The organism is Anderseniella sp. Alg231-50 (assembly GCF_900149695.1).
Lineage (GTDB): Bacteria > Pseudomonadota > Alphaproteobacteria > Rhizobiales > Aestuariivirgaceae > Anderseniella.
Window position 1 is genome coordinate 2,187,116 of record NZ_LT703003.1, and the last position, 12,389, is coordinate 2,199,504.

11 protein-coding genes, 1 tRNA gene and 1 pseudogene are annotated in these 12,389 nt (G+C 54.8%); 7 read left to right on the plus strand and 6 right to left on the minus strand.

What is annotated here, in order from left to right:
- Window positions 1-42 precede the first annotated feature (42 nt).
- The 3 genes from DHN55_RS10400 (at window position 43) to DHN55_RS10410 (ending at window position 2,390) form a co-directional block, all read left to right on the plus strand.
- Window positions 43-1,329, plus strand: coding sequence for a DUF3422 family protein (locus DHN55_RS10400; protein WP_108881216.1), 1,287 nt, complete (start codon window positions 43-45; stop codon window positions 1,327-1,329).
- Between the two features lie 139 nt (window positions 1,330-1,468).
- Window positions 1,469-1,545, plus strand: a tRNA-Ile gene (locus tag DHN55_RS10405).
- Between the two features lie 149 nt (window positions 1,546-1,694).
- A complete protein-coding gene (locus DHN55_RS10410) occupies window positions 1,695-2,390 on the plus strand; it encodes an IS6 family transposase (RefSeq protein ID WP_108881217.1) in 696 nt (231 codons plus the stop codon).
- Between the two features lie 229 nt (window positions 2,391-2,619).
- On the opposite strand, the gene DHN55_RS10415 is transcribed toward DHN55_RS10410, so the two are convergent.
- A complete protein-coding gene (locus DHN55_RS10415; RefSeq protein ID WP_337660141.1) occupies window positions 2,620-4,320 on the minus strand; it encodes a glycosyltransferase in 1,701 nt (566 codons plus the stop codon).
- Between the two features lie 1,011 nt (window positions 4,321-5,331).
- On the opposite strand from DHN55_RS10415, the gene DHN55_RS10420 reads away from it, so the two are divergent.
- The 3 genes from DHN55_RS10420 to DHN55_RS10430 all read left to right on the plus strand — a co-directional run bounded on the left by DHN55_RS10420 (window position 5,332) and on the right by DHN55_RS10430 (window position 8,428).
- Window positions 5,332-6,201, plus strand: coding sequence for a methyltransferase domain-containing protein (locus DHN55_RS10420; protein WP_108881219.1), 870 nt, complete (start codon window positions 5,332-5,334; stop codon window positions 6,199-6,201).
- A gap of 184 nt (window positions 6,202-6,385) precedes the next feature.
- Window positions 6,386-7,432: a hypothetical protein gene (locus tag DHN55_RS10425; protein ID WP_108881220.1), complete on the plus strand. Its 1,047-nt coding sequence runs from the start codon at window positions 6,386-6,388 to the stop codon at window positions 7,430-7,432.
- A 198-nt stretch (window positions 7,433-7,630) separates the two neighbouring features.
- The gene (locus tag DHN55_RS10430) at window positions 7,631-8,428 is read left to right on the plus strand and encodes a class I SAM-dependent methyltransferase (RefSeq protein WP_337660142.1); all 798 of its coding nucleotides are present in this window, start codon (window positions 7,631-7,633) and stop codon (window positions 8,426-8,428) included.
- Window positions 8,429-8,553: 125 nt separating this feature from the next.
- Here DHN55_RS10430 and DHN55_RS10435 read toward each other — a convergent pair whose 3' ends face one another.
- From DHN55_RS10435 to DHN55_RS10460, 5 genes are all read right to left on the minus strand, one after another.
- On the minus strand, window positions 8,554-9,321 hold the full coding sequence (locus DHN55_RS10435) for a hypothetical protein (protein WP_108881222.1): 768 nt from the start codon (window positions 9,319-9,321) through the stop codon (window positions 8,554-8,556).
- Between the two features lie 113 nt (window positions 9,322-9,434).
- Window positions 9,435-9,722 carry a hypothetical protein gene (locus DHN55_RS10440; RefSeq protein ID WP_108881223.1) on the minus strand — a complete coding sequence of 96 codons (288 nt, stop codon included), beginning with the start codon at window positions 9,720-9,722 and terminating at the stop codon, window positions 9,435-9,437.
- Between the two features lie 229 nt (window positions 9,723-9,951).
- Window positions 9,952-10,560, minus strand: coding sequence for a class I SAM-dependent methyltransferase (locus DHN55_RS10445; protein ID WP_337660143.1), 609 nt, complete (start codon window positions 10,558-10,560; stop codon window positions 9,952-9,954).
- 356 nt (window positions 10,561-10,916) lie between these two features.
- Window positions 10,917-11,684: a hypothetical protein gene (locus tag DHN55_RS10455; RefSeq protein ID WP_108881226.1), complete on the minus strand. Its 768-nt coding sequence runs from the start codon at window positions 11,682-11,684 to the stop codon at window positions 10,917-10,919.
- A gap of 113 nt (window positions 11,685-11,797) precedes the next feature.
- Window positions 11,798-12,085, minus strand: a complete 288-nt coding sequence (locus DHN55_RS10460) for a hypothetical protein (protein ID WP_108881227.1) — start codon at window positions 12,083-12,085, stop codon at window positions 11,798-11,800.
- A 97-nt stretch (window positions 12,086-12,182) separates the two neighbouring features.
- Between DHN55_RS10460 and DHN55_RS22300 the strand changes: the two are divergent.
- Window positions 12,183-12,386: pseudogene (locus DHN55_RS22300) on the plus strand (IS3 family transposase); the annotation flags it as partial.
- Window positions 12,387-12,389 lie beyond the last annotated feature (3 nt).

Below are 12,389 nucleotides of genomic sequence, written 5' to 3' on the forward strand. Positions count from 1 at the left end.
TTGCGCCGTCTACCGGGAAACCATCACAAAGGGCACGCAACGATGATTGGCAGGGACGGACATGCTTTGCCGGCTGACCATGTGGCACGCCTGCCGCTGAACAACGAGGTTCACGCCCGCCCGCCGGAAGCACTGCCGAAACGGGCGCGTCTTACCTACCTGGTATTGTTCGGCGAGCTGGACATGGCGCCGCTGGCTGACTTGTGCAAGCGCTTCGGGGTGTTGCCGCCGGCACCGGACGCCAATCATTTCAGTGCTGATCTGGGGCCGTTCCGGCTGAAGTGGGAACGCCACACGGAATTTACCCGCTACTGGTTTTTTGTGCCGGCAAAAGGCGTTGCCAACCTGTTTGGCTCGACCGCGCTGGAAGCCGTGCCGCAGGACTGGTTGCGCACGCTGGCCGGTGAGGTGCTGGTTGCCAACCATGTCGAGATGCAGCCGCTGCCGAAAACCAGGCTGAATGAAGACAAGCTCTCGCAGGAGCATTTTGACGGCAATCCGATGGTCGGCGCTGAAATCGCCGGCGGGCTGGGCCGGGCATTTACCGATTTCCGCATTCATGCTGACGGCTTCGGCCGGATGCTGATTTTTGACAATGCGATGACCCCGCGCCAGCGCGGGCGAACCGTGCAGCGCCTGCTTGAAATAGACACCTATCGTGTCCTGGCTTTGCTGACCCTGCCGGTTGCCCGCAAGCTGATGCCTGTGCTGGGAGGGTTTGAGGCCGAGCTGAGCAAGGCCACCTCCACAATGAGTGGAGCTGACGAAGCTGACGAACCGCAATTGCTGGACCGGCTGACACTGTTGCATGCAGATGTGGTGCGCGAGCATACCGGCAGCCAGTTCCGGTTCTCCGCGGCGCGGGCCTATGCCGACCTGGTGGCTTTGCGTATTTCGGAACTGCGCGAAGATCGTATTGAAGGCCTGCAATTGTTTTCCGAATTTACCGAGCGGCGGCTGTCACCGGCCATGCGCACCTGCGAGGCGGCAGCCGCGCGCCTGTCCATCACCTCAGAGCGCGTGGCGCGGGCGACGCAGTTGCTGTCGACCCGGGTCGGGATCAGCCGCGAGCGACAGAACCAGGCGCTGCTGGAAAGCATGGATAATCGCGCCAAGCTGCAATTGCGGCTGCAGGAAACCGTTGAAGGCCTGTCGATTGCAGCCATCACCTACTACATTGTCGGCCTGGTGGGGTATGCCGCCAAGGGCGCCAAGTCGCTGGGCGTGTTGCCGGTGAGCCCTGACCTTGTTACCGCCTTTGCCATTCCGGTTGTCCTGCTTGTCGTCGCCATGGGTGTGCGCCGGGTGCGCAAGTCAATCACCAGTTAGGGCGCCGCGTCCGGAATGTGCTGATTGCCTGTTGCGGTTTTCGCAGATTTCAATAATACATGCAGCGTTCGCCAATCGAGCGATCACCCTTTCGCACAATCCGGCTCGAATGCCGATTTTGAAAGGTGATTTATATGGTGGGCCTGTAGCTCAATTGGTTAGAGCCGACGGCTCATAACCGTCTGGTTGCAGGTTCGAGTCCTGCCGGGCCCACCACCCTTATCTGTCTCAGTCTGTGTAATTTGACCTGCTCCAGGAATACTCCGACATTCCGGCGGGTTAGCGGGACAGTTGGTGGAACCTTCTGGCGGCATTGACAAGTTAACTCGCTGGATTGGTTTTGCCAGAAGCTTTAGCTTAATTGCATGACCCAGATTTCCTACAAACGACACCGGTTTCCAGCAGAGGTTATCCAACACGCTGTCTGGCTGTACTTCCGGTTCACGTTGAGATTCCGTGACGTGGAAGACTTTCTCGCAGAACGTGGTTTGGACATATCCTACGAAAGCATCCGATATTGGGTTCTCAAGTTCGGGAAACAATATGCTCGAGGGATAGATCGCAGAAGATCAAGCCCAAGTTGCCGATGGCATCTGGACGAGGTGTTCGCGAAAATCAACGGTCAGATCCACTACCTTTGGCGTGCTGTTGATGATGAAGGCGAGGTTCTGGAAGTCCTGGTTCAAACACGCCGGAACAAGAAAGTTGCGCTGAAACTGATGCGCAAATTGCTGAAGAAACATTGTTTTCTGCCATCCGCCATTGTAACCGACAGACTTCCTTCATATGGCGCTGCATTGAGGGAACTGGGACTATTTAGGCGCCATGATTTTGGTGGCAGAAAGAACGATCGAGCTGAAAACTCACATCAGCCTGTCCGACGGCGGGAACGAAAGATGCAACGGTTCAAGTCAGCCGGTTCTGCGCAACGCTTTCTCTCAGTTCATTCCTCCTTCCACAATCTGTTCAACTTTCAACGCCATCTGATTTCACGAAACACATTGCGCGAGTTTCGCGGTGCTGCAGCAGCGGAATGGCTTGATGTCGTCAGGGCTGCATAGGTGCTTATAGCAAGTGAGTTTACTGCGCCCAGGCGATGTTAAGTTGTCAATGCTATCGCGACAATCCCTTCAACCAAATTGTGTTACTTCAGCAATCTTATCGCCTGATTTGGCGTCGAACTCTAATTCGCATCAATAGCCACTTTCCAGAGCGGGGCGGACAATGATTGCAGCGGTCGGGGAGGAATCTGGCTGGAACTCTTCTTCAAAGTATTACGAGATTCATCTGTCACGAATAATCGACGATAGGTCTTTTTATCGAATTCCAGCTCTCTTGAAACTCGATCGATAGATAGTGGTCAATGAACACGTCTTGCAAGTCTGCCAGTTCGTCACTGTTTTCGCTCAACCGTCGAATTTGAGCCAGCCAACCGTCCTGGTCGTATGGCTCTACTATCGGCATGAGGCCTTGTACCGCCTCTGTCAAAGCCGGTGCAGTTGACACGATGACTGGCAACCAGAAATCGAGACACTCGGAGGCGCCATTGCTGCAGTCCTCCACGAATGACGGCACGACGGCGAATAGCGCACTGCGATAGAGATCAATCAATTCAAAATCGTTGACCGGCCCCCGGAACTCGATTCGTTCCCTCAGATAAGCGTGCGCGCCAAGATAATTGCGGAGCTCGTCAACGCCCGTCCCCCATTTTCCGACGCATACCAGCTTGGGAAGCGCGACGCCTTCGTCATGCGCTTGCTTCCAGACCCTTGCGAGCAGCAGGTGGTTCTTGCGCGGCTCGATGGTCGAATTACAAAGTATGAACGGCTGCTTTGGCTTCATCCGCGACGCGCGACCAAGTGATTGTGCCTTTTCAAGCAGAAGCGAGGCTGGCCGGAACTGACCAATCTGGACGTTTGGGCTGCCCGACGGATCAATCAACTCCTGAAGCATCGCCCGTGAAGTATCCGAGGGACAAAGCACCAGTGCTCCGCTCTCCCACCGGTTCGTCCGTCGTGAGTCTATGCGTTGCTCTGACATTGAGTCGTTGACGAGTTCTGAATGACGCCATGCACTGAGATCGTTGCAAATGAATGCATAACGTGCATTCGCTGCCATTCTATCGGGATCTTGCGAGCCGAATGGTACTATGTCGGGCATCAATAGAATGCCGTTGCTGAGATCATCAATCTCGGCGGAGATGGATTTAATGCGCTGTTTGCTCGCGTCCAGCGCGCGTCGCTTGTGGTGATAGGCGCGAATAAATCTTCTGACGAAGAAGTAACCCGACATGATAAAACTGGCGTTCGCGATCTTGGCGGCGTACTTGCGGTCCTTGTGGTCAAAGCCAATTGCGATCGAGCAGCTTTTAATTGCCAAGCAGAGGGCCGCAATCTGCAAGGCCGGCTTGCTGGTGCTTTTGAACAGCTTTGTTGTCAACCCCGACTGCGGCCCGATGTCGAGCAGTATTTTTTCGCCAACGGTGAGATTGCGAAATGTATGAATTCTGCGGTCATAACGAACGACTTCAACGTTGGGGTCTTCAAGCGCGCGCCGTGCTACAAAGTACTGAAGGCGAGTAGCACCGTTATGTGCGTTTCCGGCGTTTTCGAGTGCGCCGGTTGTATCGATAAATAGCTGCCGCGACTTTTCTCGACGATTGGGCTCCGAAACACTGGTTGCGCCGGGACCTTTTGTGGGCCCGTCAATTCTCGTGAGCCACGGCAGCTCCGCCATTTTGTCGTATGCCGGCGTGGTCAGCTGATCGAGGGATTGAAACAGCTCCTCGTCGCAGAAACGGAAAGAGCGAATTTCACGTTCCTCACGGACGCCTATTATCGAAGAGGCGAGTTTCTTCTCGTCGCATGGCAGGTTTGGGGAAAACACATTGACGAGGGATCTTAATGTTTGCTCAGGTGAGCTGGTCAGTCTTTCGTATGACAATCTGACGAAGGTCGCGTTCGTTGCCTCCGCGCGTGACCACCGCTCCATGAATCGTAGGTATACCTTTACTTTCCTTGTGGCAAAGTTCAGAAAACCACTTGCAGTATTATTATTTCTATTGGTGTGTCTTAAATATAACTCAAAATCTGATACGACAGATGGTAAAAATTTCCTATATTGTATAATGTATTTTCCACCACTTATTATGGGAACGATACTCCTATAGTCATGGTTTTTACTAAAATTGATAATATTACTACGAGAACACGGGATTGTTTTGCAGCAATTTGCAGAACTATAATAACCACAGTACTTAAACTCTCTGCCATAATATGCTCGCAAAATGCGCGCGAGCAAATGGTGGCCACTTCGCGGCCAACTTACCCCGGTGATGTGCTCTTCTGATGCCATAAGCCAATTTGTCCGATCTAAAAACTCAATACAAGATTTGTTGCCGATAGCGCTATAGGCTCGCCCTTCAATATAGTCTCTGCGGCAAGCCTCGCATTTTGTCGCGCGTCGTCGATTCTCCGCCGACGTCCTGGTAAGCTGCAACCGTGCCGCATGTCTGGAAGGGGTCAACATTGACGATCAGGTGCATGTTAGATTGTTCGGATCGCGACAATCACTCAAGGTCTCAAATGGGCGCCTTGTTGTTGTTGTTCGCTGCGCTGCACCGAGATGTCCGCGCAGGGTCAACTTCGGAAGTCCGTGGCACACGGAAGGCACGTCTGCTGTACCCCCGACAACGGACCCACTTGGCACTGGGGCAGAGAGTCCGAGATGTGCCAAATGCTGCCGTCAGTTGCTCCTGGTTGTCCCGCAATGTGTCACAAGCTATGCTAACCTAACAGAGTACTGAATTCATCATCAGCGCAGGCCGATATCAGAGATGGACGAACTGCCCCAGCCACTAGCCCACCCGTTCGATGTTGTCGCGGTACCCGACTTTAGCGGCCCAGCTACGCGCAGCTTCGAAGTCCAAGTGCATTTTTTCTCGCATCATGGTTGGAGTTTGGCGGCAGATCGCAACTGGCTGGGGTCTTGGAATCGCGCCGAATGAGTCGTCTTTCCAAATTGCTCCGCAATTTCGGATTGCTGTCCGATCCAAGGCCACCGTGGTCGACGGCTGGTCGTCACATTTTCGCTCCACCGTTATCGGTGGACGTCGACGTCGACGAAGCCGTGATGTCTGCGCTCTTCGATCGTGTCGCCTCGGTGTGGAGCGAACTCGGCGCTAGCGAGCCCTATTGGTCGGTGCTGACAAACAGCATCTATCGAAGGGAAAAGATCGACCAGACCAAGGATTCCTTCTTCAAGACGGCCCATTGGGATGTCGATCTAATCGAAGCGTGTCTCGCCCGGGCTGGATTGGCCGAGGCGGCGGGGGATTCCTGTCTCGAACTCGGCTGTGGTGTCGGGCGGGTGACGTCGCAGCTCGCCAACATGTTTGACCGCGTCGTTGCGGTCGATGTCTCCGCACCGCACCTCCGCCTTGCCGCCAAACGGATCGCAATGCTCGGGCAATCAAATGTTGAATTTGTTCATCTTAAGAAGGTGGAGGATATTCAGGGTCTTTCGGTACACGATTTTTTCTATTCACGGCTCACTTTACAGCACAACCCGCCGCCGGTCATGGCGCATGTGTTGAACGTCTCGCTCAGCCGACTATCTCCGGGCGGACTATGCCTCTTCCAACTTCCGACTTATAATGAATCTTACCAGTTCGACGTCCACGCCTATTTGGCGAGTCCGCAAACCGGCATGGAAATGCATGTGCTGCCCCAACCCAATGTTCATGCCATCCTCCGCCGCAACGCAATCGAATTGATCGAGATGATGGAAGGACCAACAAGAACATCAATCCGGAACTACATGACATTCTTCGGCCGGAAGTCACCGAATTCCGGCTCAGATCAAAATCCGTAGAAGACGACGGTTGGCAGAGGACAAATTTTCCCGGTGGCGGTGATGTAGGTGCTGAGAAATTACTCACCCTAACGACCGCGCACGGTGGCGTTGCCCCCTTTTTTCAGAACGAATTGATAGACCGCTTCGTCTTCCTGGGTATGCTAACCGAAAAGTTCAGAGATCTCACCTTCAGGAGCAGCCTATGTCTATCGTCGAAGATTCGACGGATCCGGCCCACCCATTCGATGTGGTCGTCGTACCCGACTTCATTGGCCCGTTCGCGCGCAGTTTCGAAATCCAGACCCTCTTTTTTCTGGCTTCATGGTTGGAATTTGGCGGCGGCTCGCGAGAGTTGCCGCTACATATCGCCGGCATTGGCGAGGCTCCGAAGAGTGTGCGGACTCTCGCCGCGCGATGCGGTGCTGAGATTACGGAACACGCCCCTCTGCTGTTTGGCGGGTTCGCCAACAAGCTGCGCGGGTTCGAGGCACGCCCGAAAACGGATCACATCCTGCTCGTGGATTCAGACGTGCTGGTGCTCTCTGAGATCCATTTGCTTCCCTCTGCAATCGGTGAAAACACCATCTCCGCTGCCGCGACGAACGGGCCTTGCCCGCTCCGGGGGAAGCCCTGGCGCGAGATCCACCAGGCGCTGGGGCTGCCGTACCCCGAACACCAGAGTATTCCGTTGAATGTGGAACTCGATACCTTCCAGCGCGCTCGCTACCGCCGTGAGGACCGCTTCCCGCCCTACTACAATGGAGGGATCGTCTATTCGCCGTGGGCCGCGGGCTTGGGCAACCTCTGGCGAGAGCATCTGGAACGGATCCGGAACCTACCGCCGCATGTTACAGGTGCCGACAATATTATCAGTAACCAACCGTCGCTCGCGACCGCCATTCACACCCTACAACTCCAAGGCTATCGGTTTCAACTGCTGCCGGACGCCTACAATGTTCGTTGGCAACATATTTCAGCCGGGGCCGTGACGTCACGACAGACCAAGCTGCTCCACGCGGTTGGTTTTGCGCGGAAGATTTCAAGCGCCTATGAGAACCGAGCGGAGCGTGAGGTGGAGACTTATCTGGTCGAAACTCTCAAACTGACGAAGAGACTTCGGTCGCACCGGGGGCCGCTGACAAGGCTTGCGCACCGACGCACAAGGAAACCTCAGCTCGAGGACTGCCACCAGGTGTATGAGATGATGAGGCTGCTTTACGAGAAGCATGTGCAGCACCTGTGCCCATAAGACAATTATTGTCATAATGGCGCTAGCGTAAACAAACTGCACTGCAGTAATCGTAATATCTCCGAAAGTATGAGATGATCTCTCTGTTGCAACCGGTCGGTCGGCTTTGTTCGTCGCTCACCAATGGTCGCGTGGGCTCAAATCTCGGCTTGCCGGAGGTCGTCAGGTATTAGACACACCGTGAAATCGGCTAGAGAGATGGAGCGCCGTTTGCATCGCCTGCTTGGCTGGCTCAAATTCCCTTCGAATGCTGCGACAGCGCGGCCTGCCGGCGCGCTACCACCGGAACGGCTCCGCAGGAGAGTGGCCGGGAACCCGGACGCCAACTGGTTTGATCAATCTGGTCGGCAGTCGGTCGACGACTATCGCCGGGCTCTCGGGCGAATCGGACGACGTTTCGAGGATTTCGAGCGTGTGCTGGACTTCGGTTGCGGCTGCGGTCGCGTGTTGCGCTGGCTCAACGATCTGCCCGCCACGACGTCAGTGCACGGATGTGACATCGATCCCGAGGCCACGGAGTGGCTCCGATCAGAATTACCTCAATTCGCGATACTCAGTAACGAGCCCCTCCCGGGCCTCGACTACCCATCCACGCATTTCGATCTTGTGCTCTGTCACAGCGTGTTCACGCACCTAGATGAGACCTACCAGGATGCCTGGCTCCAGGAGTTGAGCCGCGTCACTGCCGACGACGCGATACTTTTGATCAGTTTTATGGGAGAGCACGTCTTCGCGAGGCGTATGCAGAAAGAAGCCAATCGAGGGGCGGATCCGAAACTCCTGCGAGCGCGACGAGACAAACACGGCCTTCTGTTCTTACCTGATGAAGACGTTGGGCTTCCCGATTTTTACCAATCGGCGTATCACGCGACGTGGTATATCTTCCAACATTGGAGCCGGTACTTCGACGTCCTGGCTCACGTCGAGCGCGGAGCACTCAACTACCAGGACCTCCTGCTGCTGAAGCGGCCACGCCGGACGAAGCAATCTGATTAAAGAGCGCTGGAGCCAGATAGGCATAAAAGCAGATTTCTTCGGAGTATGCGGGTTGGAATTCCAATCAATCTTCCGGGTTCTCATGCGACCAGATGGCCGCGCCGGCCTGAGGCCCACCTTGCCAGTCAGCTGCCAACGGATCGTGGTGGATCTGCACCGGGATGCACGGTGCAGATTAACCGTTCCTTGCGAACGCGTTGATAGATCACTTCATCCTCCTGGGTAATCTCCTTGATGATCTCGGCGACCCTTGGCGTGTAGTGTTTCTCGAAGTAATTGGGGCCCTGCACGTTCCTGCGTGGCAAGCCCCGCCGCGGAATGTTAAGTGTCGAGGCAACGCAATCAATGAATTGGGGTAGGTAATCGAAGCAACCGAGAATAAATGGGTTCTCTTCAATGACTTTCAAAGCATCGACGGCATTGGTGCTGCCGGTCGCAAAGCGACATTGAATGTTGGTGGATTCCCGCAGAAATGCGGTATCTCTGCTCAGCGCGTCTTCCAGAGTGCCACCTGTGTGCTGCCCATGTTGTGGCCGGCGAGAAACATATTCGAAATGGGACACCACTTGCTCAACCGGCCGGCGGAAAACAGCTGAAAAAATCTTTGGACCTGGCAGCGCGCGGATGGACTGGTTCGTGAATGCTTTATGACCGCCGATGACGGCGAATCGGCGGAAGTACTCCACGCCACGCTCGGCCATGATGACATCTAAGTCGCGATTTTTCCCTTTGTTTTGCCAGAATACGCGTCTGCGTCCCAGCCTTTTGTCCAGCCAGTGGTGCATGGAGGTACCGGCCGTCTTCGGGACGTGAAGATGCACCAGGGTCGCAGAGCCGATCGGTGGATCTCCCAATATATCGCGGCGCCAGACGTCGCCGAGAGTGGCAATCATACTGGGAAAATATCTCGTCAAGGGTAATAATCTCTATAGTAGATCGTGCGTCCCGCCTCCAACGGTCAGGAATACTCAGTGATCGCTGCAAGGATCGTATTGTAGCTCTCATACTATACAGTCGGCCGATGGATTCGGACAATAGACCGTTGTATATCCGCCAGGTCGGTCTTGTTTTCTGTCAACTGGAGAATGCGAGCCAACCAACCGTCCCGGTCGTTGGGATCAATCATCGGCATGAGGCCCTGTGCCGCCTCTATCAAAGCTGGATGCGTTGAAACGATAACCGGGAGCGAAAAGTCGAGACAGGYAGACACCACATCCCCCTGACCGTTRGTAAACGACAGCATGATCGCGAACAATGCACTGCGGTAAAGATCAAACTGTTCAACTTCATCCATGGGACCGGCGAACTCTATCCGCTCCTTCAGGTGCGGGTGGGCGCCAAGATATCGAAATAGTTGATGTCCTGCACATTCCTGCGTGGCAAGTCACGCTGGGGCACATCAAGCGTTGTCGCAACGCTTTCCATGTATTCCGGCAATTTGTCGAAGCAACCTTTCCGGAATTCTTGCCGCAGCTTCGGGTGACCAACGCAAGCTCCAGAACGATGCAACACTGGCCGTGTACTCATGGTGTGGATTGACCCTCGGGGTTGATCAGCTTCGCAATTATCCGTTTGCTATTGGAGACAGAATCAAGCACGTACTCACTATCGGCGATGAATGCGGCAACTGCCTCGCGAACTGAGGTATTGTTGTAATCGTCGACCAGAAGCAGCGGTGATTTGCCGGCACAGTTCCGTAAATCCTTGAGGGCCGACGCCATAGAATGAGAGCCGTCTACCCAGGCAACGTCGAAAGGCCCGCGGAGTTGTGGCACCACATGGGCGCTATCACCGATGATTGACGTAATCCCGGCTCGTTCAGCTAACAACATTTCTATCGCAGGGGCACACTCCTCACGTAGCTCGATGGTGACGATTGACGTTGCCCCTAAAAGGGACGCCAAGTAGGAGAAGTGCCCACAATTGGTGCCGATTTCAAGAACTCGGTCACCCTCCTTTATGTTTGCGCGAATGAATTTCACCTGAGCTTTGATTTCGCGCGCGCGCGCGGGGCTTCCGGAGATAATAGACAGCAGTGTTCCCTCTTTATGTCCGCTGGCTTCAAACAGTGACTTCGCAAAAGCCCATGAAAACCCCTGGAGGTCCAAGTCTGGCAATTTACGTTTGCGCATGAATAGCATTATCATCAAACCTTATTCGTGGAACGATGCCGGGGCTTTCCTCAACCGTGGCCTTGGGTATTGTCAACAACGGCGACACGAACCGCGCCATCGCTGACTACGATAAAGCCTCCCGAGCGGTGACGACAGCATTTGGATCGTCCCGGAAGTTGTTTGCTGCGTCAACATTGCAATGCATGAGTCCGGCTGAAGCGGCCACGCCGGACGAAGCAATCTGGTTAAAGAGCGCTGGAGCCAGATAGGCATAAAAGCAGATTTCTTCGGAGTATGCGGGTTGGAATTCCAATCAATCTTCCGGGTTCTCATGCGACCAGATGGCCGCGCCGGCCTGAGGCCCACCTTGCCAGTCAGCTGCTAACGGATCGTGGTGGATCTGCACCGGGATGCACGGTGCAGATTAACCGTTCCTTGCGAACGCGTTGATAGATCACTTCATCCTCCTGGGTAATCTCCTTGATGATCTCGGCGACCCTTGGCGTGTAGTGTTTCTCGAAGTAATTGGGGCCCTGCACGTTCCTGCGTGGCAAGCCCCGCCGCGGAATGTTAAGTGTCGAGGCAACGCAATCAATGAATTGGGGTAGGTAATCGAAGCAACCGAGAATAAATGGGTTCTCTTCAATGACTTTCAAAGCATCGACGGCATTGGTGCTGCCGGTCGCAAAGCGACATTGAATGTTGGTGGATTCCCGCAGAAATGCGGTATCTCTGCTCAGCGCGTCTTCCAGAGTGCCACCTGTGTGCTGCCCATGTTGTGGCCGGCGAGAAACATATTCGAAATGGGACACCACTTGCTCAACCGGCCGGCGGAAAACAGCTGAAAAAATCTTTGGGCCTGGCAGCGCGCAGACGGACTGGTCCGTGAATGCAATATGACCGCCGATGACGGCGAATCGGCGGAAGTACTCCACGCCACGCTCGGCCATGATGACATCTATGTCGGGATTATTCTCTTTGTCGTGCCAGAATACGCGTCTGCGTCCCAGCCTTTTTTCCAGCCAGTGGTGCATGGAGGTACCGGCCGTCTTCGGGACGTGAAGATGCGCCAGGGTCGCAGAGCCGATCGGTGGATCTCCCAATATATCGCGGCGCCAGACGTCGCCGAGAGTGGCAATCATACTGGGAAAATATCTCGTCAAGGGTAATAATCTCTATAGTAGATCGTGCGTCCCGCCTCCAACGGTCAGGAATACTCAGTGATCGCTGCAAGGATCGTATTGTAGCTCTCATACTATACAGTCGGCCGATGGATTCGGACAATAGACCGTTGTATATCCGCCAGGTCGGTCTTGTTTTCTGTCAACTGGAGAATGCGAGCCAACCAACCGTCCCGGTCGTTGGGATCAATCATCGGCATGAGGCCCTGTGCCGCCTCTATCAAAGCTGGATGCGTTGAAACGATAACCGGGAGCGAAAAGTCGAGACAGGCAGACACCACATCCCCCTGACCGTTAGTAAACGACAGCATGATCGCGAACAATGCTCTGCGGTAAAGATCAAACTGTTCAACTTCATCCATGGGACCGGCGAACTCTATCCGCTCCTTCAGGTGCGGGTGGGCGCTAAGATATCGAAATAGTTGATGTCCTGCACATTCCTGCGTGGCAAGTCACGCTTCCTTCTTGCCAGGCGACCTCAACGCCCAGGTCGCAGCGTTCGTCGATCACGACAACCACCTGCGTTATCACGAGAGCCTGAACAACCTCGCGCCTGCCGACGTCTACTTCGGACGCGGCCAGACCTTCCTGCCGCAACGAGAAAGGCTCAAACGACGGGCACTTGAATCCGGGCGATTGCACCACCGCAGAGCTGCCGAATAAAAT

Bases quoted from the DNA above. Each gene is read 5' to 3' on its own strand.
- DHN55_RS10400 (WP_108881216.1), top strand. From the start codon at position 43: ATGATTGGCAGGGACGGACATGCTTTGCCGGCTGACCATGTGGCACGC.
- DHN55_RS10410 (WP_108881217.1), top strand. From the start codon at position 1,695: ATGACCCAGATTTCCTACAAACGACACCGGTTTCCAGCAGAGGTTATC.
- DHN55_RS10415 (WP_337660141.1), bottom strand. From the start codon at position 4,320: ATGGAGCGGTGGTCACGCGCGGAGGCAACGAACGCGACCTTCGTCAGA.
- DHN55_RS10420 (WP_108881219.1), top strand. From the start codon at position 5,332: ATGAGTCGTCTTTCCAAATTGCTCCGCAATTTCGGATTGCTGTCCGAT.
- DHN55_RS10425 (WP_108881220.1), top strand. From the start codon at position 6,386: ATGTCTATCGTCGAAGATTCGACGGATCCGGCCCACCCATTCGATGTG.
- DHN55_RS10430 (WP_337660142.1), top strand. From the start codon at position 7,631: ATGGAGCGCCGTTTGCATCGCCTGCTTGGCTGGCTCAAATTCCCTTCG.
- DHN55_RS10435 (WP_108881222.1), bottom strand. From the start codon at position 9,321: ATGATTGCCACTCTCGGCGACGTCTGGCGCCGCGATATATTGGGAGAT.
- DHN55_RS10445 (WP_337660143.1), bottom strand. From the start codon at position 10,560: ATGCGCAAACGTAAATTGCCAGACTTGGACCTCCAGGGGTTTTCATGG.
- DHN55_RS10455 (WP_108881226.1), bottom strand. From the start codon at position 11,684: ATGATTGCCACTCTCGGCGACGTCTGGCGCCGCGATATATTGGGAGAT.
- DHN55_RS10460 (WP_108881227.1), bottom strand. From the start codon at position 12,085: ATGGATGAAGTTGAACAGTTTGATCTTTACCGCAGAGCATTGTTCGCG.